The following is a 26107-nucleotide window of genomic DNA, read 5'->3' on the forward strand; positions in this document are numbered from 1 at the left end:
CGGCGAAGGGGCCCGCCGGTGTCTCCGGCGGGCCCCTTCACCACGTGGGCGCACGGCCCGTCAGGGCCGCTCCGGCCGCCCGTCCCCGTACAGCCACACGTCCCACAGCCCGTCGAGGTCCTTCCCCGCGACCTCCTCCGCGTAGGCGGTGAAGTCGGCCGTGGAGGCGTTGGCGTGACGGTACTTCTCCGGCCAGCCGCGCAGGACCGCGTCGAAGGACGCGTCCCCGACCGTCTCGCGCAGCTTGTGCAGGACCATCGCGCCGCGCTGGTAGACGGGCGGGTCGAAGAGGTTCGCGGCGGTGGGCGGGACGGCCGGCGGGAAGGCCCAGTTGGCCTTCTGCGCGAAGGCCCGCTCGAAGGCGGTGCGGGCCGGGACGCCCCCGTGCTCCTCCGCGTACAGCCACTCCGCGTACGTCGCGAAGCCCTCGTTCAGCCACAGGTCCCGCCAGGTCGCGGGCGACACCGAGTTGCCGAACCACTGGTGGGCCAGCTCGTGGACGAGGGTCGTCCGGTCGAAGGAGGAGGCCGGGAAGACGGGCCGGGTCTGGGTCTCCAGGGCGTAGCCCAGCTTCCCGTCCTCGGTGACGACCGCCCCGGCGGCCGAGAAGGGGTACGGGCCGAAGCGCCGCTCCTGCCGGGCGAGGATCGCCGGGACCTCGGCCCGCAGCGCGGCGGTCCGCGCCGCGACCCCCGGCTCGGCGGCGGTCAGCACGGGCACGGTCCCGAGGGCGGTCGCCGTCCCCGTCTCGTACCGCCCGATCATGACCGTCGCGAGGTAGCTCGCCATCGGCTCGGGCGTGTGCCAGACGGTGGTGACGCGCCCGTCCGGCTCCGTGCGCCGCTCGGTCCTGACGCCGTTGGAGAAGGCGTCGGTCCCGGCGGGGACGGTGAGGGCGATGTCGTACGCGGCCTTGTCGGAGGGGTGGTGGTTGCCGGGGAACCAGGTCGCGGAGCCGGCGGGCTCGCCGACCGCGACGACCCCGCCGCCGGCGTCGCGCAGCCAGCCCTCCTCGGAGCCGTCCGCGTCCGTGACCGGTTCGGGCACGCCCGCGTACGTGACGGTGGCGCGGAACTCGGCGCCCTTCGGGATCTCCTCGCGCGGGCGGATCGTCAGCTCGTTCCCGGCCCGGTTGTGCGCGGCGGGCGCGCCGTCCACGCGCGCGGCGCCGACCGCGAGCCCCGACAGGTCGAGGTTGAAGGCGCTGAGGTCCTGGGTGGCGCGGGCGGTGATCTCGGCGGTGCCGTCGAGCCGCCCGGTGCCCGGGTCGTAGGCGAGGGAGAGGGCGTAGTGCCGCACGTCGTAGCCGCCGTTCCCGAGCTTCGGGAAGTACGGGTCGCGGAGCCCGGCGGCCCCGGGGGTGCCCCGGACCCCGCCGGTGGCGCCGGTGCAGCCGCCCGCGAGCACCGCGAGGGCGGTGAGGAGGGCGGCGGCTCCGGTGCGGGTCCGGTGGCGGGTTCGGTGACGGCGCTTCACGGACCGATCGTATGCAGGGGAGGTGGGACCGGCCGTACGGAGAAGGCCGTGGCGCCCGGCGGGGGTCCGGGCGCCACGGCCGGCCGGGAGGAGTGGCCGGCCGGGAGGAGTGGCCGGTCGGGAGGAGTGGCCGGTCGGGAGGAGCGGTTACCGTCCGAGGGAGGCGACGCCCGCCCGGGCGAACTTCTCGTCCAGGTCGCCGGAGGGGGCGCCGGCGACGCCGATGCCGGCGACGGGCGCGCCCTTGGCGGTGACGGGGGCGCCGCCGGCCAGGAAGAGGGTGTTCGGGATGTCCTTGAGGGTGGGGGCGTTGGCGAGGCGCTTGACCAGCTCGGAGGTGGGGGCGTTCCAGGAGACGGCGGTGTACGCCTTCTTCACGGCCGACTCGTAGGACTGCGGGCCGGCGCCGTCGCCGCGCAGGGTGACGAGGGTGTTGCCGTTGCGGTCGACGACCGCGACGGAGATCCGCTGGTTCTCCTTCTCGGCGGCCTTCAGGGTCGCCTGCGCGGCCTTCGTCGCCGCCTCGATCGTCAGGTGCGTCGACTGCTGGAGGTTGCCGTCGGAGGCGTCGGCGCGGACGGCGGCGGCGGGGGCGGCGGCCGGGGCGGAGGCGTTCGCGGAGACCACGCCGAAGGCGCCGGCGGCGATGACGGCGGCGGCGGTGGCACCGAAGAGGATCTTCTTCATGGGGAACTCCGTGGGACGGGGTCGGGTGGGAGGAGGGGAACGGCGCGGGGCCGCGGGCCGAGCGATCCGTTCGTCCGTCTCGCTCTGTCATCCATCCTGTGGCCGCTCCCGGGGCCTCCCGGTCCACGGTCCGGCTGCCCTCCGGGAGCGCACCGGCGGACGGCCGGGTCAGCCGATCGGTCGATGCCGGCCTGGTCCCGTCGGGCCAGGATGGAGGGGTATGCGCAGGTGGGAACGGTGAGCGGAGCGGAAGGGCCGGGACATGGAGGAGGGTGCGGAGCGGGGCGTGGAGCGGGATCCCGACGCCCGCTGGCTGGCGCGGATCATGCACACCGCGTTCTTCCTGCTGCTCGGCGCCTCGCTCGCCCGCTTCCTGCTGCGGCACGACTGGGAGGCCCGCAGCCCCTGGATCGTCGCGCTCACCGGCGCGCTCGCCTCCCTCTACCTCCTCGGCCCGGTCCTGGGCACCCGCGCGACCCCGCGCCGGATCGCCTGGCTGGGCACGGTCGTCGCCGTCTGGGTGCTCCTCGTCGTCCTCGCGCCCAGCTTCGCCTGGTGCGCGGTGCCGCTCTTCTACACGGGCCTGCGCACCCTCCCGGCGCGCGCCGCGCTCGGCCTGGTCGCCCTGCTCACCGCCTTCGTGGTCTTCGCGCAGGTCCGGCTCGCGCACGGCGGCTGGGACCCGAACCTGATCGTCGCCCCGCCGGCCGTCGCCGCCCTGGCCACCGGGGTGTTCGTGTACGCGGACCGGCAGGCGGCGCGCCAGCGGGCCCTGATCGACGACCTGATCCGCACCCGGCGCGAACTCGCCGCGACCGAGCGCCGCGAGGGGACCCTGGCCGAGCGGCAGCGGCTCTCCATGGAGATCCACGACACCCTGGCGCAGGGCCTGTCCAGCCAGCAGATGCTGTTGCAGGCGGCGGACCGCACCTGGGACGGCGACCCGGAGACGGCCCGCCGGCACGTCCGTACGGCCGAGTCCATCGCCGAGCGCAACCTCGCCGAGGCCCGCCGCTTCGTCCACGACCTCGCGCCGGCCGACCTGGCCGGGGGCGGCGGCCTGGAGGAGGCGCTGCGGGGCCTGGCCGCGCGCGAGTCGGCGGCGTTCCGGGTCGACGGGGCGCCGGTGCCGCTGCCGGACCGGGCGCAGTCGGCGCTGCTGCGGATCGCGCAGGGCGCCCTCGCGAACATCCGGGAGCACGCGGGCGCGGACTCGGCCGCCGTGACCCTGACGTACCTCGACGACCAGGTGGTCCTGGACGTCGCCGACGACGGGCGCGGCTTCGACCCGGCGGACCGGCCGGGCGGGGTGCGCGGCCACGGACTGCCCGCGATGCGGGTGCGGGCCGAACAGCTCGGTGGCACCCTGACCGTCGAGTCCGCCCCGGGCGAGGGCACGGTGCTCTCGGCCGCGATCCCGCTGAACCCGGAGCCGTGAGGCCCACGACCCCGCCGCTCCCTCCGTCCCTGCCGAACCCGCCGCCCCCGCTCTCCCTGGAGTCGTGATGTCCTCCGTACGGATCCTGCTCTGCGACGACCACGCGGTGGTCCGCGCCGGGCTGCTCGCCCTCCTCGGCAGCACCCCCGACATCGACGTCGTCGGCGAGGCGGGCAGCGGTGAGGAGGCGGTCGCGATGGCGGCGAAGCTGAAGCCGGACGTGGTCCTCATGGACCTCCAGCTGGGATCCGGCATCGACGGCGTGGAGGCGACCCGCCGGATCGCGCCGACCGGCGTCCACGTCCTCGTCCTCACCACGTACGACACGGACGCCGACATCACGCGGGCGATCGAGGCGGGCGCGACCGGCTACCTCCTGAAGGCCGAGCGGCCCGAGGAGCTGTTCGCGGCCATCCACGCGGCCGCGCAGGGCCGCACGGCCCTCTCACCGCCGGTCGCCAGCCGGGTCATGGACCGGATGCGGGGCGCGGCGGGCCCGAGCCTCACCGACCGGGAGCGGGACATCCTCGGGCAGCTGGGGCGCGGCCTCGGCAACCGGGAGATCGCGCGGGCCCTGTTCATCAGCGAGGCGACGGTGAAGACCCACCTGAGCCGGATCTACGCCAAGCTCGGCGTGGACACGCGGGCGGGCGCGGTGGCGGTGGCGAAGGAGCGCCGGCTGCTGCCGTAGGCACTCCCCTTGCGTACACCTTTGTGCGGTCTTTGCCCCCACCCCTCCCCCTCCCCTGCTACCGTGCGTTACTTCCCGACCGCAGGGTGTCATGACCCCAGTCCCAGTGGAGCGCACGTGAAGCTCGCGATCGTCGGCGGCGGCCCCGCCGGCCTCTACCTCTCGGTCCTGCTGAAGCGGCGGGACCCGTCGCACGAGATCACGGTGTACGAGCGGAACCCGGAGGGCTCCACGTACGGCTGGGGCGTCACGTACTGGGCCGGGCTGCTCGACAAGCTGCGCGCGGGCGACCCGGAGTCGGCGCGGGCCGTCGCGGACGCCTCCGTGACCTGGACCGACGGGGTCGCGATCGTCCGCGACGAGCGGACCGTCCACCGGGGCGACGCGGGCTTCGGCATCGGGCGCCGGCGGATGCTGGCGCTGCTCGCGGACCGCGCCCGCGAGCTGGGCGTGCGGGTCGCGTTCGAGCACGACGTGAGCGGCCCGGACGCGCCCGAACTCGCGGACGCGGACCTGGTCGTCGCCGCCGACGGGGTGAACAGCACGCTCCGCGAGGCGTACGCGGACCACTTCGGCAGCGAGGTCGCCTGCGGCCGCAACCGGTACGTCTGGCTCGGCACGAGCAAGGTCTTCGACGCGTTCAGCTTCGCGTTCAAGGAGACGGAGCACGGCTGGATCTGGTGCTACGCCTACGGCTTCAGCGGCGAGCGCTCCACCTGCGTCGTGGAGTGCTCGCCGGAGACCTGGGCCGGTCTGGGCCTGGACGCGCTGGGCGAGGCCGACAGCCTGCGCCTCCTGGAGAAGCTCTTCCACGACCTGCTCGACGGGCACGAGCTGATCGGCCGGGACCGGGCCGGGGAGCCCGCCCGGTGGCTCGCCTTCCGCACCCTCACCAACCGCGTCTGGCACCGGGGCAACCTGGTCCTCCTCGGCGACGCCGCCCACACCATGCACTACTCGATCGGCGCGGGCACCACCCTGGCCCTGGAGGACGCCCTCGCCCTCGCGGACGCGCTGCACTCCCCCGCGCCGGACCTCGGCACGGCCCTGACCCTGTACGGGAAGCGGCGCCGCGCCGAACTCGTCTCGGCCCAGAGCGCGGCCCGCTACAGCGCCCGCTGGTACGAGAACCTGCCCCGCTACATGCGCCTGGAGCCGGCCCGGATGTTCGCCCTGCTCGGCCAGCGCCACTCCCCCCTCCTCCCGCACGTGCCGCCCCAGCTCTACTACCGCCTCGACCGCGCCGCCGACAGCCTGGAACCCCTCCGCCGCCTCAAGCGCTGGCTGGGGCCGCGGGTGGCGAGGACGGTGCACGGGCGGGGCCGGTGAGCCGGGGCGCGTACGAGCCGGACCCAGGCCCGTAGGAGCCGGGGCCGGGGCCGTACGAGCCGGGGCCGGGCCCGAGCCCGGAGCCGTACGAACCGGTCCCGGGTCCGGAAGGTCCGGGACCGTGACACCATCGACCCCGTGCTCGACATCGGCTACTCCCTCTCGCGTCGCTTCCCCGACCCCCCGCAGACCGACTACCGCCGCGCGGACGTCCACGCGCTGCGGCACGACCTGTTCTGCGGGGACGTGTACCTCGCGGACACCGAGACGGACCGGGAGGTGTCCACGGCCTGGGGATGGGTGCCGGTGCTCGACTTCGCGTGGGCGCTCTGCGACATCGTCGAACAGCTCGACCGGGACCCGCGCGGGAGCCGGGCCGCGCAGCCGCAGTACGCGGAGCTGGACTTCACCGAGTCCACGGACCGGATGCTGTTCGAGCGCCGGTTCGGCTGGGTGGACGTCGAGGCCGACTGGATGCCGGGCGACGAGCCGCCCGTGACCTTCAACCACGCCGAACTGCGCCGCGAGGCCCGCGACTTCCTGCACGACCTGATCGCGGACCTCACCGACATGCACGAGGGCCTGGCCGACAACCCGGCCGTCTGGTCCCTCCAGGCCCGCTTCCCCCGCCTGCCGTGACCGCGGGCTAACCCTCCACCCGCACCCCCAGCTGCGCCGCGAGCACCGGCGCCAGGTCGAAGAGCTGGGACGTCGAGATCACGGCGCCCGCCAGGGACTCCACCCCGCGCGCGATCTCCAGGCGCCGGGCCCCTCTCAGGTCCACGTCCCGCAGCCGCGCGCCCGAGAAGTCGGCCCCGGTCAGGGCGCAGTCCACGAACCCGACCCGTTCGAGGTCCGCGCCCCCGAAGTCCGGCTCGCTCAGCACGCACCCCTCGAAGACCACGTCCTTCAGCTTCGCGGACCGCAGGTTCAGGTAGTCGACCTTGCCGCCCCGGACCAGGACCCGCTCCAGGACGGCGCCGTGCAGCTGCGTCCCGCCGAGCCGCGCCTCCACGACCTCCACGTCCCGCAGCTGCGCCCCCGCCAGGTCCGTCCCCACGCCCCGCACCCCGCTCAGGACCGAGTCCAGGAACCGCGCGTTCGTCAGCCGCGCCCCGTCGAGGCCGCACTCCCGCAGCGCGCAGTCCAGGAACCGGGCCCCCTCCCCCGACTGCCCGGTCAGGTCGAGCCCGGACAGCTCCAGGCCGTCGTAGTCCCCGTCCGCCTCCAGTCCTCCCCCGTACGGCTCCAGGGGCGGCAGCCGCACCTCCGGCCGCCGCGCCCCCGGCACCTTCTTCTTCCGCACCGTCGCCCTCGCGCCGTGATCCGTCATCCCCCCATGGTGATGTACGACACTGACAACGCCCCCGTGTCACGAACGCGCCCGTTCGTCCCGTCCCCCGTGCAGGACCCGAGAACGAACGAGGGAGAGCGCCATGCGGAAGCTCACGATCGTCGGCGGCGGCTTCGCCGGACTGACCGCGGCCGTCACCGCCGCCGAGGCCGGCACCGCCGTGACCCTGCACGAGGCCCACCGGACCCTCGGCGGCCGGGCGCGCACCGCCGAGGGCCCGTACCGCACCAACGACGGGCCGCACGCCCTCTACAGCGGCGGCCCGCACTGGACCTGGCTCGAACAGCGCGGGCTCCTCGGACCGCTCGCCCCGCTGCCGCCCGCCGAAGGGCTCCGGTTCCGCTTCCACCGCGGCGGCGCCCTCCGCCGCGTCCCGCCGCCCGGTCTGCTCCGCCAGTCCCTCCGTACCGCCCGGACGGCCCCCGTCGACACCGACTTCCGCACCTGGGCCACCGGGCTCGCGGGCGCGCGGACCGCCCGCGTCGCCGCCGCGTACAGCGGGGTCGCGCTCTTCCACCACGACCCCGGCGCGCTCTCCGCCCGCTTCGTGCAGGAGCGGCTGCACCGGGCCGCCGCCCTGCCGCCCGAGGCGCACTACGTGCGGGGCGGCTGGGGCGCGCTGATCGGGCGGATGGCGGACCGGGCACGGGATCTGGGCGTACGGATCGAGACCTCGGCCCGTGTCGACGCGCTGCCGACCGGCGGGGGCCCGGTGATCGTCGCCACCGCCCTGCCCGCCGCCGCCCGGCTCCTCGACGACCCCTCGCTGACCTGGGAGAGCGGCCGTACGGTCCTGGTCGACCTGGCGCTGCGGACCCGGAAGGGGGACCCGTTCGTCGTCTCCGACCTGGACGCGCCGGGCTGGATCGAGCGGTTCACCGCGCAGGACCCCTCGCTCGCCCCCGCCGGGCAGCAGCTCCTCCAGGCCCAGCTGCCCGTCGGGCCGGACGCGACGAAGGCGGACGGGGTCGCCCACGCGGAACGGCTCCTCGACCTCGGCTTCCCCGGTTGGCGCGAGCGGACGGTGTGGCGGCGCGAGTCGCTGTCCCGGGGGCGTACGGGGGCGGTGGACCGCCCCGGCACCACCTGGCGCGACCGGCCGGCCGTCGACCGGGGCGACGGGGTGTACCTGGTGGGCGACCAGGTCGCGGCGCCGGGCGTGCTCTCGGAGGTGTCGTTCACGAGCGCGGTCGAGGCGGTGTCGCTGGCACTGCGGGCGGAACGGCGGCTCGCGCACGGGACGCACTGACCTGTCGCGGGCCTTGACCTCAAGTCCGCTTGAGGTCGGAGGCTTTCCCCGTGGCCGCCCGGACCACACTCCGTACGACGACAGGGGAACCGTCATGCACGCCGTCCGCCTCCACGCCTTCGGGCCCGCAGAGAACCTCACGTACGAGAAGGTCCCCGATCCCGCCCCGGGCCCCGGCCAGGTCCGCGTCCGGGTCGCGGCGGCCGGGGTGCACCTCCTCGACACCGCGCTCCGGGAGGGCGAGCCGGGCCCCTTCCCGGCGCCCACCGAGCTGCCCACGGTCCCGGGCCGCGAGGTCGCCGGCACGGTCGACGCGCTCGGGGAGGGAACCGACCCGTCCTGGCTCGGCCGGCGGGTCGTCGCCCACCTCGGCATGGTCCCCGGGGGGTACGCGGAGCTGGCCGTCACCGACGCCGCCCGGCTCCACCCCCTGCCCGACCACCTCGGCGAGGCGGAGGCCGTCGCCATGGTCGGCACCGGGCGCACGACCCTGGGCATCCTCCGGTTCACGGAGCTCGGCCCCGAGTCGGTCGCGATCGTCCCGGCGGCGGCCGGCGGCATCGGCACCCTGCTCGTCCAGTACGCCAAGAACGCCGGCGCCACCGTCGTCGGCCTCGCGGGCGGGCCCGCGAAGACGGCCCTGGTCCGGGAGAACGGCGCCGACCTGGCCGTCGACTACCTGGAACCGGACTGGCCGGAGCGGGTCCGCGCGTACCTGGACGGGCCCCTCGGCGGACGCGCGGCCACGGTCGTCTTCGACTCGGTCGGCGGGGCCGCCGGCCGCGCCGCCGTGGACCTCCTCGGCAAGGGCGGACAGCACGTCGTCTTCGGCTGGTCGGGGGCCGGCCTCCACGACGGCGAACCGCTCGCCTTCACACCGGAGGAGCTGGCGGAGCGCGGCATCACCTCGGAGTCGGTCCTCGGCCCGGTGATGATCGAGAAGGCGGGCGGCGACGTCCGCAACCTCGAACTCGCCGCCCTCGCCGCCGCGGCCGCCGGCACCCTGCGCCCCGCGGTCCACCGCTTCCCGCTCGCGGAGGCGGCGGAGGCCCACCGCGCCCTGGAGAACCGGGGCACGACGGGCAAGGTGGTCCTGGTGCCCTAGGGGGCGTGTCAGACGGCGCCGACGACGTCCCAGGAGTGCGCCTTGAACTCCTTCAGGAAGTCGGGGTGGTCCTCCCACATGCGGGCGACGGACCGCAGCACGTCCCAGTTGTGTTCGAGGGCCTGGTCCACGACCTGCCGCAGCTCCGGGGCCGTCGCCCGCTTCTCCACGAGGCCGGAGACGGCCGACGCGGCCTGCACGGTGTAGCGGGCGGCCCGCAGCGCGCGCGAGGTGTCGTCCATGCCGAAGCCGTGGTCGCTGCCGTTCGCGGGGTCGAAGAGCGGCGTCAGGCGGGCCTCGACGAAGTCGGTGATCCGCCGGAAGCGCTGCTCGATGTCGTGGGCGGCGCTGTCGGCGTTGCCGTTGCCGCTGTCCATGGTGTTGTCCATGGCCCCTTCCTACACTCCCGCCGGACCGCCGAGCGCCGCCAGGGCCCCGTCCGTCAGCCGGTAGACCGTCCACTCGTCCTGCGGGCGGGCGCCCAGGGACTCGTAGAAGTCGATCGAGGGCTTGTTCCAGTTCAGGACGGACCACTCGAGGCGCTCGTAGCCGCGCTCGACGCAGATCCGGGCCAGCTCGCGCAGCAGCGCCTTGCCGTGGCCGCCGCCGCGCGCCTCCGGACGTACGTACAGGTCCTCCAGGTAGATGCCGTGGACCCCGCGCCAGGTCGAGAAGTTGAGGAACCAGAGCGCGAAGCCGACCGGCTCGCCGGCCGCGTCCTCCGCGATGTGCGCGAAGGCCGCGGGCCGCTCGCCGAAGAGGGCCTCGTGAAGCTGTTCGGGGGTGGTGCGGACCTCGTCGAGGGCCTTCTCGTACTCCGCGAGGTCGCGGATCATGGCGTGGACGACGGGGACGTCGGCGGGGGTCGCGGTACGGATCATGGGGTCAGGGTGCCCTGAGCCGGGGCCTTCGGGCCAGCGCAATTCGCACCGGGGGCCCCGCCCCACCGCTCCCTCGCCCCGCCACCACCGGCGTCACCCCCGCCGCTCCCGCAGGATCCGCGCGACCGCGACCTGCTCCGCGTCCAGGGCCGGCTCCCCGTCCTCGACGTCCCACAGCCCGTTCTGGAGGACCCGGCCCAGCGTCCACGCCACCGCGCGCCGCCGGTCCCCGACGACCTCGGCGAGCAGGTCGAACCGCCGGAGGACCTCGTCCGGGTCCGGGTCGAAGCGGTCCACGAGCGCCGGCAGGAGGTCGAAACCGGGGTCGCCCGCGAGCGGCTTGGGGTCGATCGACAGCCAGGGCTCGCGCCCGGCGGCCAGGACGTTCCCGAGGTGCAGGTCCCAGTGGAGCAGCCGGTCGCCCGGTTCGCCCGCCACCTCCCGTACCGCCGCCGCGCAGTCCCGCAGGACCGCCGCGTCCTCCGGGCCGAGCCGGGCTGCGGCCCCGGGGACCTCCGCGAGCATCCCGGCCGCGATGCCGCCGAGCGTCCGCAGGCCGGGCGGCGCGGGGACGGCCGTCAGCCGGGCGAGGAGACCGGCGACGATCCGCATCGCCTCCCGGGTGTCCGCGAGGGACGACAGCGGCCGGGCCTCGTCCAGGCGCTCCAGGAGCATGGTCCCGGTGGCGGGGTCGTGGTCGAGGAGCCGTACGGCCCCCGCCCCGCCCCAGGCGCGCAGGCCGGCCGGCTCGCCCTCGCTCTCCTCGTCGAGGAGCTGCATCTTCAGCGCGGCGGGCGTCCCGTCCGCGCACCGCTCCACCGGCAGGACCAGCGAGGCCACTCCGTACATCGAGGGCCCGGTGACCCGCAGCCCCCACCGGCCCAGGAACTCCTCGGCCGTCCGGGGCAGTCCCGCGACGAACGCCCGCCCCGCCTCACCGTTGTACTTCGCCTGCGACCGCGCGAGCTCCTCCGGTACGTGAATCATGCCGACGAGCCTAGGGCCTGTCCGGCGGATCAGGGTCGGGTGGGCCGCGGCGTCTGGTGCGGTGCCTCGCAAGGCGCCGGAGCGGGTCGATAGCGGAGCTATCGGGGCGTTTCGGCAACGCGGCGAGGCGCCGTGCCAGGCGTCGCGGCCCCGGCCATGATCCGCCGGACAGGCCCTAGGGGTGCCCGGCCCTGGACAAGGTGCCGGGCGCGGAGCGGAATTCCCCGTCACGACAACCGTATCCACAGGCCGAGGAGGCCGGGTAACGTCCCGCCCACGCATTCCGAATCCAGGGGTAGACATGAGTACGGTCAACGGCGGCATCTCGTTCTGGTACGCGCAGGAGGGCGCCCCCGCCCCCCGCGAGCCGCTCCCCGGCGACACCGCCGCCGACGTCTGCATCGTGGGCGGCGGCTACACCGGCCTGTGGACCGCCTACTACCTGAAGAAGGCCGTGCCCTTCCTCAACATCACCGTCCTGGAGGCGAAGTTCTGCGGTTACGGAGCCTCCGGCCGCAACGGCGGCTGGCTCTACAACGGCATCGCCGGCCGCGACCGCTACGCGAAGCTGCACGGCCACGAGGCCGCCGTCCGCCTCCAGCAGGCCATGAACGCCACCGTCGCCGAGGTCGTGGACGTCTGCGAGCGGGAGAAGATCGACGCCGACGTGCACCGCGGCGGCGTCCTCGAAGTCGCCCTCTCCCCCGCGCAGCTCACCCGCCTCAAGGACTTCCACACGGTCGAGATCGCGTTCGGCGAGACCGACCGCGTGCTGTACGGGGCCCGCGAGACCGCCGAACGCGTCCGCGTGACCGGCGCCGTCGGCTCCTCCTGGACCCCGCACGGCGCCCGTCTGCACCCGGTGAAGCTGGTGAAGGGCCTCGCGGCGGCGGTCGAGGCGCTGGGGGTGACGATCCACGAGTCGACGCCGGTGACGGAGATCAGGCCGAAGCACGCGGTCACCCCGTACGGCACGGTCCGCGCCCCGTACGTGCTGCGCTGCACCGAGGGCTTCACCGCCTCCCTCGCCGGCCAGCGCCGCACCTGGCTCCCCATGAACTCCTCGATGATCGCGACCGAGCCGCTCACCGACGCGCAGTGGGAGTCGATCGGCTGGGAGGGCCGCGAGACGCTGGGCGACATGGCGCACGCGTACATGTACGCCCAGCGCACCGCCGACGGCCGGATCGCGCTCGGCGGCCGGGGCGTCCCGTACCGCTTCGGCTCGAAGACCGACAACGACGGACGCACCCGGGCGCGGACGGTCGAGGCCCTGCGCGAGATCCTGGTCCGCTTCTTCCCGCAGCTGGCGGGGGTACGGATCGACCACGCCTGGTCCGGTGTGCTCGGCGTCCCGCGCGACTGGTGCGCGACGGTCACCCTCGACCGCTCCACGGGCCTGGGCTGGGCGGGCGGTTACGTCGGCTCGGGCGTCGCCACCGCCAACCTCGCCGCCCGCACCCTGCGCGACCTGATCAAGGAGGACTCCGGCCAGTCGGGCCCGACCGACCTGACGACCCTCCCCTGGGTCGACCACAAGGTCCGCAAGTGGGAGCCGGAGCCGCTGCGCTGGCTCGGCGTGCAGACCATGTACGCGGCGTTCCGGGGCGCGGACCGCCGCGAGGCCCTGGGGCACTCGGCACGGACGGACCGGGTGGCGGTCCTGGCGAACAGGCTGAGCGGGAGGTAGACGGGGGGGCGGGCGGAGACCGGCGGAGACGGGGGGCGGGAGGAGACCGGCGGAGACGGGCGGAGACGGGCGGAGACGGGCGGAGACGGGCGGAGACGGGCGGAGACGGGCGGCAACGGATAGGGGCGCGCCCCTCACCCCACCTCGACGCCGAAGTCCCCGACCAGCTCCCCGAGCCCGCCGGCGTATCCCTTCCCGCCGACCACGAAGTCCCAGTCGCCCCCGGCCCGCCGCCGGAACGAGCCGAGGACGAGGGCGGTCTCGCCGGGCCGCCCGTCGGACACGTCGAGCCGTTCGAGCTCGCCGCCGGACGCGTCCCGGAGCCGTATCCCGGCCTCCGTGAACCCGCGGAGGTCGGCGTCCGGGTCGGCCTCGGGGTCCACGGCGGCGACGAGGACGAGCCGGTCGGCGCGGGCGGGAAGCGCGTCGAACCCGACGCGGACGGCGGCGCGGTCGCCGGGGGAGGCGGTCACCGCGGCGACGGAACCGTCCGGGGTGGAGGGGTTGTTGTAGAAGACGAACCACTCGTCGCCGAGGACCCGGCCGCCCTCGCAGACGAGCGCGCAGACGTCGAGGGCGACGGACCCGCGCCACACCATCCCGAGCAGGTTGAAGTCCCCGGAGGGAGGGGACGGGGCGGGGGCGGCCCCGGGGGCGCCCAACCTCCCCCGCAACCCGTGCCGCCGCAGCAGATCGACGAGCTCGTTCCCGGAGATCAGCGTCAGCGGCTTGCCCTCGGCGAAGGCGTAGGACCCGGGCCCGAACTTCGAAGTGGTGACGAGGACGCCCTTGTTGGCGCCGGCGCCCTGCACGGTCCCGAAGAGGTCGCGCACGGCGGACGGCGGCACGGTGTTCCGGTACCGCTTCACCTGGACGACGATCGAGCCGCCGCTGATGGGATCGGGGTCGAGGGCGTCGACGTCGACCCCGCCGTCGTTGGAGCGGCGGGTGGTGACGGCCTGGAGCCCCCGGGCCCGGAACAACTCGGCGACGAGCCCCTCGAAGGCGATGGGGTCCATGGACAGCAGATCGGGCTCCTCCCCGTCCCCCTGCACGACCACGTCGCCCCCGACCTGGTCGGGCGTACGGAACGGGGCGACGGCGACCCGCTCCTCCGGCTTGCTGGAGAGCCGCCCGGCGAGCGCGCCGGTCAGGCAGTCCACGGCGGCGACGAGTTCCAGATTGAGCCGGTCGAAGTCCTGCCGGCCCACGACGACGGAGGCGACGCACACGCGGGAGGCGAGCCCGGTGGCCGGGTCGACGCCGCCGACGTACCCGTTGAGGGCGACGGACTCCAGGGCCCCGAACCGGTCGGCGGCGAACAGCTCCCGCACGGCGAGCAGCACGCTCTGGGCGAGGACCCTCCGGTAGAGCGCCCGCCGCTGCGTGACGGGCCGGGCGACCTCCTTCTCCTGGTCGGTGCTGGGCAGGTACTTGACGCCCTTGGTCTCGGGAACGACCTCGTAACCAGGCAGGTCCCAGTCGAGAACGAACCCGCGCCCGCCCCGGTCGTAAGCGGCGGAGACCTCACGGGGAAAGCCGTCGGGCCAGCCGCCGGAGGCGAAGAGCACGGCGGAGAAGTAGTCGACGACGGTCCCGACGTCCCCGCGGGCCAGGGCCTCACCGGTCCCGGCGACTCCCCGGTTGTACTCCCGGATCTCGTCGATCCGCCGGGCGGCCCAGGCGTCGTACTCCCTCCGGTACGCGGCGAGCGACTCCAGGCGCCGCGCCTCGGCGGCCTGCGCGGCGTACCAGTCCCGCTCGAACCGGGCCCGCCCGTCGCGCCCGGAGTAGTGCCGCTGGTCGGGCACGGGCACGGGCTGCGCGAGGGCCCCGGGCGCGAACGGCTCGACCTCCTCGGCCCGCCGCAGCGACTCCATGCGGAAGGCGGGCGCACGACACCCGGCGGCGAGCAGCCCCTCGAGCACGGCGACGCGGTCGTCGATCTCCCGGGTCCTGCGCAACGCGTCGGCATCCCGATGCCTCCGATAGGCGGCCCGCTGCTCCCGCTGCATCCGGGACACGTCCCGCTCGTACGCCCGCTGCTGCCGCTCGGCCTCCCGCTGCTGCCGCAGCACGGCCTGCTGCTGCCCCTCCCGCTGCCGCTGCGCCACCCTCTGCTGCTCGGCCCAGATCCCGATCAGCCCCCCGGAACGCCGCCCCATGCGCGCACCCCTCCCCGAAAACACCCCGCGCCACGTGAACACCCCGTGACACCGGATTGTCCCGGACGCCGAAGCGCTTGCACACAGAAACCGCGTCCCCACTCCGGAAAACCGCCCGGCCCGCGCCCCGGGCCATACTGCGTCCGTGCGCACAGACGGACGCTCCCACCTCCCCCTCCGAGCCGGCATCACACTCGGCGCCGTACTCACCGCCCCACTGCTGCTCCTGGCGGGCGGCTTCGCGTACGACCGCCTCGTACGACACCTGTACCGGGAGGGCGGCCCGGGCCCGCACGCGAAGGAAGAGGGCTGGGTGCACCCGGGCTACTTCGTGATGACCAACGCACTGGTACGAGCCCTGACCTGGCCGACCCGCAGGTGGAACGCCCACCTGAGGCACACGTCCACCCGCTCACGCCCTCGTCACTGACCGCTGCCCCCCCATGAGCTCGACCAGACGACTCCGCGCCTCCGCGAGACGCTGCTCGTAGTCGGGCGTGAAGATCCCCGCAAGCTCCTTCTCCAGGGTCCCGGAGATGGCGTAGATCCCGGACCAGACCGCGCGATCGGGCACGATGGCGTCCAGCTTGTCGGACTCCATCATCACCTCGTACAGCCAGTCGGACAGGACGAACGCCTGGTCCGGCGTGAGCTTGATGAGTACGGGTTCTTCGTCCATCCGGTCACGCTACAAGGGCGCTCCGCGAGCGGGCCGACTGCCGGAGGCACGGCAAGGAGCCGTTGTACGGACGACCGGTCGGAAAGCCCGCCCGCCGATTCCCTCACCGCCCCCGAACAACCACGTCGTCCGGCGGATCCACGACGCGTCAAGCGGTCACCGGACAACCCGAGAAGCCGACGCCCGGCACGGCCTTCGCCCGTCCGTCCGCCCTTTCGACCGGAACCAGCGCGGCCGTATCCGGAACGGGACGGTTCACATGGTCCGTGGAGCCTGGAAGCGCCCCGTAACGGCAGTGCACTTCAGCGATGGACACCACCTCCACCGAGGCGGGCGCGCGCCCCTCCTCCTGACCGTGGTGCTCCTCGCGGAAGTCGATCCCCTCCGCGCGTTCGCTGCCGACGATGTCGTCGTAGTCCGCCGGATCGGCCTCCAGCAGCGTCCACGAGACGACATCACCCGGCGAAAGGAGCAGCAATGTCCCCACCCCTGATTGAGACGACTCTCCGGAACCGGCCGCTCCAGGGCCGCACCGCCCTCGTCACCGGCGGAGCCACCGGCATCGGCGCCGAGATCGGGCGGGCGCTCGCCGCCGGAGCGACCGTCGCGGTCAACCACCTCGGCCAGGACCCCGACGCCCACGCCCTCCTCGCGCCCTTCGAACGCGCCGGCAGTCCCGGGATCGCGGTGAACGCCGACCTGACCGATCCGGGTGCCGTCCGGGATCTGCGTCGACACGGTCCTGCCCGGAGCCATCCAGGTCGAGGCGGAGAACGCCCTCCCCGCCCGGCACCGCGCGCGGCCGGAGGACCGGATCGAGCGCCAGTACGTCCCGCGCCGTGGCCGCCCCGAGGACGTCGCCGCCCTGGTCGACGTTCCCCTCGGGCCCCTCCTCCTCGTTCATCACCGGACAGTCCGTCCACGTCGACGACGGCTGGCTGCTCCACTGAGACCGCCGACAAACAGACCGTCAACAAGCAAGGAGACAGACCGGCATGATCGAACGCGTCCGTGCCGTCCTCGTGACCCCCGATGACACGATGCTGGTCATCCGCCGCACCCGACCCGGCATCCCCGAGTACTGGGTCCTGCCCGGCGGCGGCGTCGAACCCGGCGACGCATCCCGCGAGGCCGCCCTCCACCGGGAGATCCACGAGGAGATCGCGGGGAAGGCCGACGTCGTCCGCCTCCTCCACACCATGGAGTCCGACGACGAGCGCCAGCTCTTCTACCTCGCCCGCATCACGACCTGGTCCTTCGACGACCGCACCGGACCCGAGTTCAGCGCCGAGGGACGCGGCGCGTACGCGCTGGAGGAAATCCCGCTGACCGTGGAAGGGCTCGACGGCATCGACCTCAAGCCCGAGGAGATCGCCCACGTCCTGCGGGTCGCCATCGGCGACGGAAACCTCGGTGCCGAGGCTACGGCGTAACGCCAGAAGGATGGAGCACGACGAAGCCCCGGGACAGGAACCCGGGGCTTCGCGGAAGAACGAACGACGGAAATCGAACCTGCGCCATAGGCCCGGGACCCACCGGCCTTCCGGTCCCCCGGCACGCGAAAGGGCCAGCGCCCGGGGAACACCCCCGCGCCGGCCCTCGCGCCCACAGAGCCCCCTGTCGGGTTCGAACCGACGACCCCCGCTTTACAAGAGCGGTGCTCTGGCCAGCTGAGCTAAGGAGGCAGCCCGTGCAGTGTATCCAACGACGGTCACCCGATGGTCGGGAATCTCACGGGGCGGGGAGTGCTGACAGAACGGGCCGCGCCCGGTAGCGTCACCCCTGGTTCACCCAGGTGGACTAGACCTCAATCCTTCCTTTACTCGGATCGTCCGGCACGTTCCTGCCGGTGAAGGGACACATCACCATGGCTTCCGTCACGTTCGACAAGGCGACCCGGATCTACCCCGGTGCCACCAAGCCCTCCGTCGACCAGCTCGACATCGAGATCGCCGACGGCGAGTTCCTCGTCCTCGTCGGGCCCTCCGGCTGCGGCAAGTCGACCTCCCTGCGCATGCTCGCGGGTCTCGAGGACGTCAACGCCGGCTCCATCCGCATCGGTGACCGCGACGTCACGCACCTGCCGCCCAAGGACCGGGACATCGCCATGGTGTTCCAGAACTACGCGCTCTACCCGCACATGACCGTCGCCGACAACATGGGCTTCGCGCTCAAGATCGCCGGCGTCAACAAGGCCGAGATCCGCGCCAAGGTCGAGGAGGCCGCGAAGATCCTCGACCTCACCGAGTACCTCGACCGCAAGCCGAAGGCGCTCTCCGGCGGTCAGCGCCAGCGCGTCGCCATGGGCCGCGCCATCGTCCGCGAGCCGCAGGTCTTCCTCATGGACGAGCCGCTGTCGAACCTCGACGCCAAGCTCCGCGTCTCGACCCGCACCCAGATCGCGAGCCTCCAGCGCCGCCTGGGCATCACCACGGTCTACGTCACCCACGACCAGACCGAGGCCCTCACCATGGGCGACCGCGTCGCCGTCCTCAAGGACGGTCTGCTCCAGCAGGTCGACTCCCCGCGCAACATGTACGACAAGCCCGCGAACCTCTTCGTCGCCGGCTTCATCGGCTCCCCCGCCATGAACCTCGTCGAGGTCCCGATCACCGACGGCGGCGTGAAGTTCGGCAACAGCGTCGTCCCGGTCTCCCGCGACGCCATCGCCGCCGCCTCCGCCAACGGCGACACCACCGTCACCGTCGGCGTCCGCCCCGAGCACTTCGACGTCTCGGGCCCGACGAGCAAGGACGGCCTCGCCGTCACCGTCAACGTCGTCGAGGAGCTCGGCTCCGACGGCTTCGTCTACGGCTCCACCCGCGTCGGCGGCGAGGACAAGGACCTGGTCGTCCGCGTCGGCGGCCGCGACGTCCCCGCCAAGGGCTCCACCCTCCACGTCGTGCCCCGCGCCGGCGAGCTGCACGTCTTCTCCACCTCCACGGGCGCCCGCCTCAGCGACTGACCCCGGACAGCACACGAACGGCCCCGCGTCCCCCCGGACGCGGGGCCGTTCGGCCATTCGGACCCCATAGAGGGGTTTACGGCGCGAAACCCCGGCATTCCGGGGCCGTACCCCGCCAAAAGCACTCACCGCGTCAACACGGGATTCGAAAAGCCACCTCGAACCATCCCCCGCGAGAGTGACTAAATGTCGCCATATCACTACCGCCCGCTACGCTCGCCTGCGTGACCCACTCTGCCCGCCGAATCGGCCGCTCCCTCGCCCTCGTCCTGCCCGTCGTCCTGGTGCTCTCGGGAACGCTCGCGGTGTCCGCCGTTCCGTGGGCCGGCCAGGACTCCGCGACCCAGCTGACCGCGGCCGCCAAGGACGTCTCCGTCCCGGCCAAGTCCCGCGCCCCGCAGGACGTCCTGCGCGACCAGCTCCTCGCCGAGCTCCAGGCGAAGGACCCCGGCACCGCCCTCACGCGCCTCCAGCGCGAGGTCGAGAACCGGCCCTCCCTCGCCCGGCACTGCATGTCGATCGCCCGCGACCTCGGCCGCGCCGCCGTCCAGCGCTACGGCCCCGCCCGCGCCCAGTCCTTCTCCCGCCCGGTCTGCGACACCTCGTACGCGACCGGCGTCATGCGCGCCGGCTGAGCCCGTCACCACCACGACCGACCGGGCCGTCACCACCACGGCCGACCGGACCCCCGTCACCCCCGCGGCCGACCGGGTCCGTCCCCCCGTGCGGGCCGCGCCCCGCACCGCGGAGATCACGCCCCGTACCGCCGGGATCGCGCACCGGGCGCCTATCGTGCCCGTATGCACTCCACTCCGACGCAGGCCGTGGTCCTGGCGGGCGGCCAGGGCTCGCGGCTGCGCCCCTACACCGACGACCGCCCCAAGCCGATGGTCGAGATCCCGGGCACCGGGACCCCGATCATCGGCCATCAGCTTTCCTGGCTGGCCGCCGAGGGCGTCACCCACGCCGTCGTCTCCTGCGGTCACCTCGCCGAGGTCCTCCAGGAGTGGCTGAAAACCGCCGATCTCCCCCTTGAGGTGACCACCGTCGTCGAGAGCGAGCCCCTGGGCCGCGGCGGCGGCCTCAAGTACGCCGCCGCGCACCTCCCCTCGCCCGACGAGGCCTGGTACGCCACCAACGGCGACATCTGGACCCGCTTCTCGCTGCGCGAGATGGCCGCCTTCCACACCGAGCGCGACGCCCTCGCCACCCTCGCCCTGGCCCGCCCCCGCATCCCGTGGGGCGCCGTCGAGACCGACACCTTCGGGCACGTCACCGACTTCATCGAGGCGCCGCCGTCGCCGTTCCTCATCAACGCCGGCGTGTACGTCTTCTCCGCCGACTTCACCGCGTTCCTGCCCGACCTCGGCGACCACGAGCGGACCACCTTCCCCCACCTCGCCCGCGAGCGGCGCCTGGCCGGCTTCCCGCTGCCCCAGGGGGCGTACTGGCGGGCCATCGACACCGCCAAGGACCTCACCGAGGCCGCCAAGGAACTGGCCGCGCAGAGGGCCTGACCGCGGCACGTACGAGAAGGGCGGCACCGCCCGGAAGCGGTGCCGCCCTTCTCCTGTGCGTACGGACGCGGCCTCAGCCCAGCAGGCCGCCGATCGGGTTCCGCGCGCCGCCGTCCCCGCCGCCGCCCGATGTCGGGCCGCTCTCCGAAGGGGTGCCGGTCGAGCCCGTGGAACCGTCCCCCGACGTCCCGCCCGTGCTGCTCGGGGTGTCGCTGGTGGACGGCGGGGGCTCCGGGTTCGAGCGCGTGGGCGTGCGGCCGCCGGAGCCGCCGGTCCCGGTGCCGACGCCCTGCGTGGCGGTCGGGCGCTGCTCCTGGGTGCGGGTGGACTCGCGGGTCGGCTCGGACGTGCGCTCCGCCTCCCGGGTCCGCTCGCTCTTCTCCGGGGCCCCGGTCGTCTTCTCGGCGGTCGCGGCGGGCCGGGGCGTGGCCGTCGCCGGCTTGGCGGAGGCCTCGCCGCGCGGCTCCTGGAGCGGGCGGCCGGGGAGGTGGTTGACCGGGTCGTCGTTGGGGCCCGGGACGGTGACCATCTCGGTGGAGCGGACCGCGCCGCCGAGGACGGAGCCGACGAGGAGCGTGAGGCCGACGACGACGGCGGCGAGGAGGGAGCCGCGGCGCATCACGCGGCGGCGCAGGTCCAGGAGGTCGGCGCGGGGGCCGAGGGTGCGCCAGGCCTCCCCGGCGAGGCGCCCGTCGACCGAGTAGACGGGGGCGCCCGCCATGATCAGCGGCGTCCAGGCGGCCAGGTAGATGATGTCGGCGGAGTCGTAGACCGGGACGCTCTTCCAGCTGACGGTGAGCAGCAGCGCGGCGGAGAGCAGGGCGCCGACGACGGCGGCGACGCGCTGCCAGAGGCCGAGGATCGTGAGGACGCCGACGACGACCTGGAGGAAGGCGACGGTGAGTCCGGCACCGACCGGGTGCTGGAGGGCGAAGTCGCGGAGCGGTTCGGCGAGCGCCCACGGGTGGAGGGAGTTGAGCCACTTCACCATGGAGCCGCGCTCGCCGCCGTCGAAGTAGACGGGGTCGCAGAGCTTGCCCATGCCGGCGTAGACCGAGATGAGGCCGAGGAAGACCCGGAGCGGGAGGAGGACGACGCCGAGGTTCATCCGGCGGCCGGGGTAGTAGGCGTGCCGGACCGTGTCCTGTCCGGGCCGCCGGTCGGCCCGGCCGGGCCGCGTCCCCTCGCCGCCGTACGCGTCCTCGCCGCCGTACGCGCCCCCGTCGCCGTACGCCTCCGGCTCGGGCCGCATCTCGTACAGGTCGTCGTAGGCGCCCTCGGCGCGCCGCATCGGGGGCAGCAGCGGTCCGGCGGGCACCACGGGGGTGGGCATGGTGTCGCCGACGCGCGGGATCGCCTGCGTGGCGCCGGTGTCCTGCCCCCCGTGACCGCCGACCGGTTCGAGCGTGGCGACGGAGGACTCGCGCACGGCCTGGAGGAGGCCGGTCGCGCCCGGCGTGGACTTCCCGGTCCACACGACGGGGCGCCGGCGCGGGCCGCCGCCCGCACGGGCCGCGGCACCGGCCGCGGCTCCGATTCCGGCTCCGATTCCGGCTCCGGACAGGGCTGCGGTACGGGCGCCGGCGGCGAACTTCGGCTGCGGGGCCGGCGCGAGCCGCACACGGAAGCTGGCGTGGTTCACGATCACCTGGGCGGGATCGGAATCCACCTTGACCATGCTCAGCGCGGGCTGATCGTCGAACCCCGGCCGGGGCGTTCTGGTGTCCACACTCATCTAACCGAGTGATCCGGGTTTAGGACACTGCCTTGACGGGGCGCAAATGTCCGAGACCCGTCAAGATCACGCCACGGCCGGGGCCGGGGTGCTGCCGGGGCCGGTGTCAGCCCCTGCGGCGGCGGGCCGCCTCGTACAGCACGACACCGGCGGCGACACCGGCGTTGAGCGACTCGGCGCCGCCCGGCATCGGGATGCGGACGAGGAAGTCGCAGGTCTCGCCGACGAGCCGGGACAGGCCCTTGCCCTCGGAGCCGACCACGATGACGACCGGGCCGGACAGCGCCTCCAGCTCGTGCACCTCGGTGTCGCCGTCCGCGGACAGGCCGACGACCGTGAGACCGGCCTTCTGGTACTGCTCCAGACAGCGGGTCAGGTTGGTGGCGCGGGCGACCGGGGTGCGGGCGGCGGTGCCGGCCGAGGTCTTCCAGGCGCCGGCGGTCATGCCGGCCGCGCGCCGCTCGGGGACGACGACGCCGTGGCCGCCGAAGGCGGAGACGGAGCGGACGACGGCGCCGAGGTTGCGCGGGTCGGTGACGCCGTCGAGGGCGACGATCAGCGGGTCGTCGTGGTCGTCGAACGCGGCGGCGGCCAGGTCCTCGGGGTGCGCGTACTCGTACGGCGGGACCTGGAGGACGAGGCCCTGGTGGTTCAGGCCGTTCGTCATCCGGTCCAGCTCGGGGCGCGGCGCCTCCATGATGTTGATGTTGCCGCGGCCGGTGGCGAGGTTCAGGGCCTCGCGCACGCGCTCGTCGTTGTCGATGAACTGCTGGACGTACAGGGTCGTGGCGGGCACGCCGTCGCGCAGGGCCTCGTAGACCGGGTTGCGGCCGACGACCATCTCGGACTGGCCCTTGCCGCCGCGGCGGGCGACGGGCTTGCGCTTGGCGGCCTGCCGGGCCATCGCGTTGGAGACGCGGTACGCCTTGTGACCCTTGCGGTCCTCGGCCCTGGGCGTCGGGCCCTTGCCTTCGAGGCCCTTGCGCCGCTGGCCACCGCTGCCGACCGTCGCACCCTTCTTGTTCGACGTGCGGCGGTTCCTGCGCTGGCTGTTCCCGGCCATGACTACCCGATTTCCTCTGCTGACGTACGAAGTCTGTAACTGAAGTGTGCCGCCCGGAGGTCCGAGCGGCACGTCTTCTAACGGTTGCCCAGCGTCCAGCGGGGGCCGTCGGGGCTGTCCTCGATGGCGAGACCGGACTGGCCCAGCTGGTCGCGGATCGCGTCCGCGGTCGCCCAGTCCTTCCGCTCGCGCGCCGACTCGCGCTGCTGGAGCACGAGCCGTACGAGGGTGTCGACGACGCCGTGGAGCTCCTCGCCGCCGCCGGACTCCTCGGCCCACTGGGGGTCGAGGGGGTCCAGGCCGAGGACGCCGAGCATGGCCCGGACCTCGGCGAGGCGGGCGATGGCCTCGTCCTTGTCGTCCGCGGCGAGGGCGCTGTTGCCCTGGCGGACGGTGGTGTGGATGATCGCGAGCGCCTGCGGCACGCCCAGGTCGTCGTCCATGGCCTCGGCGAAGGACGGCGGCACCTCGGCGGCGGGGGCGACGGGCGCCCCGGCCTTCTCGGTGGCGCGCTGGACGAAGCCCTCGATGCGGGCGAACGCCGACTCGGCGTCGCGCAGGGACTCCTCGCTGTACTCGATCATCGAGCGGTAGTGCGGGGTGCCCAGGTAGTAGCGCAGGACGATGGGGCGCCAGTTCTTCACCATCTCGGACACCAGCACGCTGTTGCCGAGCGACTTCGACATCTTCTCGCCGCTCATGGTGACCCAGGCGTTGTGCACCCAGTACTGGGCGAACGCGTCGCCGAAGGCCTTGGCCTGGGCGATCTCGTTCTCGTGGTGCGGGAAGATCAGGTCGAGGCCGCCGCCGTGGATGTCGAAGGCGGAGCCCAGGTACTTGTGGGCCATCGCCGAGCACTCCAGGTGCCAGCCGGGACGGCCGCGGCCCCACGGGGTCTCCCAGTCGGGCTCGCCCGGCTTGGTCGCCTTCCACATGGCGAAGTCGCGCGGGTCGCGCTTGCCGGAGACGCCCTCGTCGGGCTGGCGGAGGTCGTCGACGTCCTGGTTGGACAGCTCCAGGTAGCCCGGGAAGGAGCGCACGTCGAAGTAGACGCTGCCGTCCGCCTCGTAGGCGTGGCCGCGCTCGATGAGGCCGCGCATCATCTCGATCATCTCGGGGACGTGCCCGGTGGCGCGCGGCTCGTAGGTGGGCGGCAGGCAACCGAGGGCGTCGTAGCCGGAGTTGAACGCGCGCTCGTTCTCGTACCCGATGGACCACCAGGGGCGGCCCTGGTCCGCGGCCTTCGTGATGATCTTGTCGTCGATGTCGGTGACGTTGCGCACGAACGTGACGTCGTAGCCGCGGTACTCGAACCAGCGGCGCATGATGTCGAAGTTCAGCCCCGACCGGATGTGGCCGATGTGCGGGGCCGCCTGGACGGTGGCGCCACAGAGGTAGATCGAGACACAGCCCGGTGTGAGCGGGGTGAAGTCGCGGATCTGCCGGGCGCTGGTGTCGTACAGGCGAATAGTCACCCCTCCAGGGTAGTGGCCGTGTGGTGGTGCCCCGCGACCTGTTCCGGCCGCGGGCCACGTTTTTCGCCTGTCCTACTCCTGTACGGGCTTCCGTACGGGGTACACCAGGGCGGTCGCGAGGGCGGCGAGGCCCTCGGCGCGACCGGTGAGGCCGAGGCCGTCCGTGGTGGTGCCCGAGACGGAGACGGGCGCTCCGGCCGCCTCGCTCAGCGCCTTCTGCGCCTCGTCCCGCCGCTTGCCGATCTTGGGGCGGACGCCGACGACCTGGACGGCGACGTTGCCGATCTCGTACCCCTCGGCGCGGACGATCCGGGCGGCCTCGGCGAGCAGGGTGGTGCCGGAGGCGCCGGACCACTCGGGGCGCGAGGTGCCGAAGTGGGCGCCGAGGTCGCCGATCCCGGCGGCGGAGAAGAGGGCGTCGCAGGCGGCGTGGGCGGCGACGTCGCCGTCGGAGTGCCCGGCGAGTCCGTACCCGTCGCTCTCGGAGGCCTCCCAGAGCAGGCCCGCGCACCAGAGTTCACGGCCCTTCTCGAAGGCGTGGACGTCGGTGCCGATGCCGGTGCGGGGAAGGGCGGGGAGTGCGGGCGGCTCAGAAGCCATCGTTGGCCCTCCTGCGGGCGAGTACGGCCTCGGCGAGGACGAGGTCGAGGGGGCGGGTCACCTTGAAGGCCTCTTCGTGGCCGGGCACGACGACGACGGGCGCGCCGAGCATCTCGACCATGCCGGCGTCGTCGGTGGCGCCCTCTCCGGTGAGGGCGACGGTGGCGTGGGCGTTCACCAGGGTGTCGTGGTCGAAGCCCTGGGGGGTCTGGACCGCGCGGAGGCGGGCGCGGACCGGGGTGGCGACGACCTGCTCGGGGTCGCCGGGCCTCGCCGCCGGCTCGACCTCCTTGACGGTGTCGGCCACGGGCAGCGCGGGGACGACGGCGACGGCCCCGTCCCGTACGGCCTCGATGACGGCGTCCACGGTGTCGACGGGGACGAGCGGGCGGGCCGCGTCGTGGACGAGGACGGTGGTGACGCCCTCGGGGAGCGCTTCGAGGCCGAGGCGCACGGACTCCTGGCGGGTCTCGCCGCCGGGGACGACCCGGTAGTCGGTGCGTTCGGGGAGGGCGTGGGCGTCGAGGAGGTTCTTGACCTCGGCGGCGCCGTCGGGGGGCGCGACCACGACGACGAGCGAGACCGCGCGGGAGGCGGCCATCGCGCGGACGGCGTGGACGAGCATGGGGGTGCCGCTCAGCGCGCGCAGCGCCTTGGGGGCGCCCGGGCCGAGGCGTACGCCCCGTCCGGCCGCCGGGATCACGACGGCGGTACGGCGGGGACGCGCTTCGTCTGACATCGGTTGCACTCCGGCAGGTTTGTTTCCGCGGCCGACATGGGTATGGCCTTCACCGTGCCGGACGCTCCGCCTTGACCGGGCCCTTCCGTGACGACGGTCGAGGGGTTGCCGCCCAGCACAGGGGGTTCGGGCGTACGGGTTTTCAGGACGCAGGTCGCAGGACGTGCGGGCGGGTCGGACGCGTCCCGCGCCGAGGAGGCCGAGGGGGCCCTCCCGTACGCGAACCGTACGTGGGCACAACATACGTACGTGAACATGCCGCAGCGCCCGGCGACAGCACTG

The 26107-nt window shown here is 73.9% G+C and carries 26 protein-coding genes and 1 tRNA gene; 12 read left to right on the plus strand and 15 right to left on the minus strand.

What is annotated here, in order from left to right:
- Nucleotides 1-60: 60 nt before the first annotated feature.
- On the minus strand, nucleotides 61-1476 hold the full coding sequence (locus OO47_RS23205) for a M1 family metallopeptidase (RefSeq protein ID WP_030221786.1): 1416 nt from the start codon (nucleotides 1474-1476) through the stop codon (nucleotides 61-63).
- Nucleotides 1477-1623: 147 nt separating this feature from the next.
- The gene (locus OO47_RS23210; RefSeq protein ID WP_030221774.1) at nucleotides 1624-2163 is read right to left on the minus strand and encodes a GlcG/HbpS family heme-binding protein; all 540 of its coding nucleotides are present in this window, start codon (nucleotides 2161-2163) and stop codon (nucleotides 1624-1626) included.
- Nucleotides 2164-2425: 262 nt separating this feature from the next.
- On the opposite strand from OO47_RS23210, the gene OO47_RS23215 reads away from it, so the two are divergent.
- From OO47_RS23215 to OO47_RS23230, 4 genes are all read left to right on the plus strand, one after another.
- Entirely contained in the window at nucleotides 2426-3601 is a 1176-nt protein-coding gene (locus OO47_RS23215) for a sensor histidine kinase (protein WP_030221772.1), read from the plus strand.
- Between the two features lie 67 nt (nucleotides 3602-3668).
- The gene (locus tag OO47_RS23220) at nucleotides 3669-4292 is read left to right on the plus strand and encodes a response regulator (RefSeq protein WP_030221168.1); all 624 of its coding nucleotides are present in this window, start codon (nucleotides 3669-3671) and stop codon (nucleotides 4290-4292) included.
- Nucleotides 4293-4409: 117 nt separating this feature from the next.
- Nucleotides 4410-5621, plus strand: coding sequence for an FAD-dependent monooxygenase (locus OO47_RS23225; RefSeq protein ID WP_030221171.1), 1212 nt, complete (start codon nucleotides 4410-4412; stop codon nucleotides 5619-5621).
- Nucleotides 5622-5759: 138 nt separating this feature from the next.
- Nucleotides 5760-6260, plus strand: coding sequence for a hypothetical protein (locus OO47_RS23230; RefSeq protein ID WP_030221173.1), 501 nt, complete (start codon nucleotides 5760-5762; stop codon nucleotides 6258-6260).
- Between the two features lie 7 nt (nucleotides 6261-6267).
- Here OO47_RS23230 and OO47_RS23235 read toward each other — a convergent pair whose 3' ends face one another.
- Nucleotides 6268-6954, minus strand: a complete 687-nt coding sequence (locus OO47_RS23235) for a pentapeptide repeat-containing protein (protein ID WP_051716325.1) — start codon at nucleotides 6952-6954, stop codon at nucleotides 6268-6270.
- Nucleotides 6955-7057: 103 nt separating this feature from the next.
- Here OO47_RS23235 and OO47_RS23240 point away from each other — a divergent pair, with 103 nt between their 5' ends.
- The gene (locus OO47_RS23240) at nucleotides 7058-8224 is read left to right on the plus strand and encodes an NAD(P)-binding protein (RefSeq protein WP_030221180.1); all 1167 of its coding nucleotides are present in this window, start codon (nucleotides 7058-7060) and stop codon (nucleotides 8222-8224) included.
- Between the two features lie 94 nt (nucleotides 8225-8318).
- Nucleotides 8319-9329, plus strand: a complete 1011-nt coding sequence (locus tag OO47_RS23245) for a zinc-binding dehydrogenase (RefSeq protein WP_030221183.1) — start codon at nucleotides 8319-8321, stop codon at nucleotides 9327-9329.
- Between the two features lie 8 nt (nucleotides 9330-9337).
- Here OO47_RS23245 and OO47_RS23250 read toward each other — a convergent pair whose 3' ends face one another.
- The 3 genes from OO47_RS23250 to OO47_RS23260 all read right to left on the minus strand — a co-directional run bounded on the left by OO47_RS23250 (nucleotide 9338) and on the right by OO47_RS23260 (nucleotide 11197).
- Nucleotides 9338-9718, minus strand: coding sequence for a hypothetical protein (locus OO47_RS23250; protein ID WP_234323273.1), 381 nt, complete (start codon nucleotides 9716-9718; stop codon nucleotides 9338-9340).
- A gap of 9 nt (nucleotides 9719-9727) precedes the next feature.
- A complete protein-coding gene (locus tag OO47_RS23255; protein ID WP_030221189.1) occupies nucleotides 9728-10210 on the minus strand; it encodes a GNAT family N-acetyltransferase in 483 nt (160 codons plus the stop codon).
- 93 nt (nucleotides 10211-10303) lie between these two features.
- Nucleotides 10304-11197 carry an aminoglycoside phosphotransferase family protein gene (locus OO47_RS23260; protein ID WP_030221192.1) on the minus strand — a complete coding sequence of 298 codons (894 nt, stop codon included), beginning with the start codon at nucleotides 11195-11197 and terminating at the stop codon, nucleotides 10304-10306.
- Between the two features lie 301 nt (nucleotides 11198-11498).
- Here OO47_RS23260 and OO47_RS23265 point away from each other — a divergent pair, with 301 nt between their 5' ends.
- Entirely contained in the window at nucleotides 11499-12887 is a 1389-nt protein-coding gene (locus OO47_RS23265; RefSeq protein ID WP_030221195.1) for an NAD(P)/FAD-dependent oxidoreductase, read from the plus strand.
- Between the two features lie 134 nt (nucleotides 12888-13021).
- On the opposite strand, the gene OO47_RS23270 is transcribed toward OO47_RS23265, so the two are convergent.
- Nucleotides 13022-15052 carry a restriction endonuclease gene (locus OO47_RS23270; protein WP_030221198.1) on the minus strand — a complete coding sequence of 677 codons (2031 nt, stop codon included), beginning with the start codon at nucleotides 15050-15052 and terminating at the stop codon, nucleotides 13022-13024.
- 145 nt (nucleotides 15053-15197) lie between these two features.
- Between OO47_RS23270 and OO47_RS23275 the strand changes: the two genes are divergently transcribed.
- A complete protein-coding gene (locus OO47_RS23275) occupies nucleotides 15198-15482 on the plus strand; it encodes a hypothetical protein (protein WP_033210044.1) in 285 nt (94 codons plus the stop codon).
- Here the strand turns inward: OO47_RS23275 and OO47_RS23280 are convergent.
- Together OO47_RS23280 and OO47_RS23285 are read right to left on the minus strand one after the other, a co-directional pair.
- Nucleotides 15465-15731: a hypothetical protein gene (locus OO47_RS23280; RefSeq protein WP_030221201.1), complete on the minus strand. Its 267-nt coding sequence runs from the start codon at nucleotides 15729-15731 to the stop codon at nucleotides 15465-15467. The genes OO47_RS23275 and OO47_RS23280 overlap by 18 nt on opposite strands.
- 148 nt (nucleotides 15732-15879) lie before the next feature.
- Entirely contained in the window at nucleotides 15880-16218 is a 339-nt protein-coding gene (locus OO47_RS23285) for a DUF6578 domain-containing protein (protein WP_051716326.1), read from the minus strand.
- Nucleotides 16219-16726: 508 nt separating this feature from the next.
- Here OO47_RS23285 and OO47_RS23290 point away from each other — a divergent pair.
- Entirely contained in the window at nucleotides 16727-17164 is a 438-nt protein-coding gene (locus tag OO47_RS23290; RefSeq protein WP_030221207.1) for an NUDIX hydrolase, read from the plus strand.
- Between the two features lie 178 nt (nucleotides 17165-17342).
- On the opposite strand, the gene OO47_RS23295 is transcribed toward OO47_RS23290, so the two are convergent.
- Nucleotides 17343-17416, minus strand: a tRNA-Thr gene (locus OO47_RS23295).
- 182 nt (nucleotides 17417-17598) lie between these two features.
- Between OO47_RS23295 and OO47_RS23300 the strand changes: the two genes are divergently transcribed.
- The 3 genes from OO47_RS23300 (at nucleotide 17599) to OO47_RS23310 (ending at nucleotide 20213) form a co-directional block, all read left to right on the plus strand.
- Entirely contained in the window at nucleotides 17599-18696 is a 1098-nt protein-coding gene (locus tag OO47_RS23300) for an ABC transporter ATP-binding protein (protein WP_030221210.1), read from the plus strand.
- 224 nt (nucleotides 18697-18920) lie between these two features.
- The gene (locus OO47_RS23305) at nucleotides 18921-19331 is read left to right on the plus strand and encodes a hypothetical protein (protein ID WP_030221214.1); all 411 of its coding nucleotides are present in this window, start codon (nucleotides 18921-18923) and stop codon (nucleotides 19329-19331) included.
- 165 nt (nucleotides 19332-19496) lie between these two features.
- Nucleotides 19497-20213 carry a nucleotidyltransferase family protein gene (locus OO47_RS23310; protein ID WP_030221220.1) on the plus strand — a complete coding sequence of 239 codons (717 nt, stop codon included), beginning with the start codon at nucleotides 19497-19499 and terminating at the stop codon, nucleotides 20211-20213.
- A gap of 73 nt (nucleotides 20214-20286) precedes the next feature.
- Here the strand turns inward: OO47_RS23310 and OO47_RS23315 are convergent, their stop codons facing one another.
- The 5 genes from OO47_RS23315 to ispD all read right to left on the minus strand — a co-directional run bounded on the left by OO47_RS23315 (nucleotide 20287) and on the right by ispD (nucleotide 25825).
- A complete protein-coding gene (locus tag OO47_RS23315) occupies nucleotides 20287-21948 on the minus strand; it encodes a DoxX family protein (RefSeq protein WP_078489843.1) in 1662 nt (553 codons plus the stop codon).
- 106 nt (nucleotides 21949-22054) lie between these two features.
- Nucleotides 22055-23011 carry a 23S rRNA (guanosine(2251)-2'-O)-methyltransferase RlmB gene (gene rlmB / locus OO47_RS23320; protein ID WP_030221227.1) on the minus strand — a complete coding sequence of 319 codons (957 nt, stop codon included), beginning with the start codon at nucleotides 23009-23011 and terminating at the stop codon, nucleotides 22055-22057.
- 77 nt (nucleotides 23012-23088) lie between these two features.
- Nucleotides 23089-24486 carry a cysteine--tRNA ligase gene (gene cysS / locus OO47_RS23325; RefSeq protein ID WP_030221229.1) on the minus strand — a complete coding sequence of 466 codons (1398 nt, stop codon included), beginning with the start codon at nucleotides 24484-24486 and terminating at the stop codon, nucleotides 23089-23091.
- A 72-nt stretch (nucleotides 24487-24558) separates the two neighbouring features.
- Nucleotides 24559-25086: a 2-C-methyl-D-erythritol 2,4-cyclodiphosphate synthase gene (gene ispF / locus OO47_RS23330; RefSeq protein WP_030221230.1), complete on the minus strand. Its 528-nt coding sequence runs from the start codon at nucleotides 25084-25086 to the stop codon at nucleotides 24559-24561.
- Nucleotides 25076-25825 carry a 2-C-methyl-D-erythritol 4-phosphate cytidylyltransferase gene (gene ispD, locus OO47_RS23335; RefSeq protein WP_030221231.1) on the minus strand — a complete coding sequence of 250 codons (750 nt, stop codon included), beginning with the start codon at nucleotides 25823-25825 and terminating at the stop codon, nucleotides 25076-25078. Before ispD ends, ispF begins: the two co-directional genes overlap by 11 nt.
- Nucleotides 25826-26107: the final 282 nt, after the last annotated feature.

The organism is Streptomyces bikiniensis (genome assembly GCF_000716625.1).
Lineage (GTDB): Bacteria > Actinomycetota > Actinomycetes > Streptomycetales > Streptomycetaceae > Streptomyces > Streptomyces bikiniensis.

Bases quoted from the DNA above. Each gene is read 5' to 3' on its own strand.
- OO47_RS23210 (WP_030221774.1), bottom strand. From the start codon at position 2,163: ATGAAGAAGATCCTCTTCGGTGCCACCGCCGCCGCCGTCATCGCCGCC.
- OO47_RS23215 (WP_030221772.1), top strand. From the start codon at position 2,426: ATGGAGGAGGGTGCGGAGCGGGGCGTGGAGCGGGATCCCGACGCCCGC.
- OO47_RS23220 (WP_030221168.1), top strand. From the start codon at position 3,669: ATGTCCTCCGTACGGATCCTGCTCTGCGACGACCACGCGGTGGTCCGC.
- OO47_RS23235 (WP_051716325.1), bottom strand. From the start codon at position 6,954: ATGACGGATCACGGCGCGAGGGCGACGGTGCGGAAGAAGAAGGTGCCG.
- OO47_RS23240 (WP_030221180.1), top strand. From the start codon at position 7,058: ATGCGGAAGCTCACGATCGTCGGCGGCGGCTTCGCCGGACTGACCGCG.
- OO47_RS23245 (WP_030221183.1), top strand. From the start codon at position 8,319: ATGCACGCCGTCCGCCTCCACGCCTTCGGGCCCGCAGAGAACCTCACG.
- OO47_RS23250 (WP_234323273.1), bottom strand. From the start codon at position 9,718: ATGGACAACACCATGGACAGCGGCAACGGCAACGCCGACAGCGCCGCC.
- OO47_RS23255 (WP_030221189.1), bottom strand. From the start codon at position 10,210: ATGATCCGTACCGCGACCCCCGCCGACGTCCCCGTCGTCCACGCCATG.
- OO47_RS23260 (WP_030221192.1), bottom strand. From the start codon at position 11,197: ATGATTCACGTACCGGAGGAGCTCGCGCGGTCGCAGGCGAAGTACAAC.
- OO47_RS23265 (WP_030221195.1), top strand. From the start codon at position 11,499: ATGAGTACGGTCAACGGCGGCATCTCGTTCTGGTACGCGCAGGAGGGC.
- OO47_RS23270 (WP_030221198.1), bottom strand. From the start codon at position 15,052: ATGGGGCGGCGTTCCGGGGGGCTGATCGGGATCTGGGCCGAGCAGCAG.
- OO47_RS23280 (WP_030221201.1), bottom strand. From the start codon at position 15,731: ATGGACGAAGAACCCGTACTCATCAAGCTCACGCCGGACCAGGCGTTC.
- OO47_RS23290 (WP_030221207.1), top strand. From the start codon at position 16,727: ATGATCGAACGCGTCCGTGCCGTCCTCGTGACCCCCGATGACACGATG.
- OO47_RS23300 (WP_030221210.1), top strand. From the start codon at position 17,599: ATGGCTTCCGTCACGTTCGACAAGGCGACCCGGATCTACCCCGGTGCC.
- OO47_RS23310 (WP_030221220.1), top strand. From the start codon at position 19,497: ATGCACTCCACTCCGACGCAGGCCGTGGTCCTGGCGGGCGGCCAGGGC.
- OO47_RS23315 (WP_078489843.1), bottom strand. From the start codon at position 21,948: ATGAGTGTGGACACCAGAACGCCCCGGCCGGGGTTCGACGATCAGCCC.
- rlmB (WP_030221227.1), bottom strand. From the start codon at position 23,011: ATGGCCGGGAACAGCCAGCGCAGGAACCGCCGCACGTCGAACAAGAAG.
- ispF (WP_030221230.1), bottom strand. From the start codon at position 25,086: ATGGCTTCTGAGCCGCCCGCACTCCCCGCCCTTCCCCGCACCGGCATC.
- ispD (WP_030221231.1), bottom strand. From the start codon at position 25,825: ATGTCAGACGAAGCGCGTCCCCGCCGTACCGCCGTCGTGATCCCGGCG.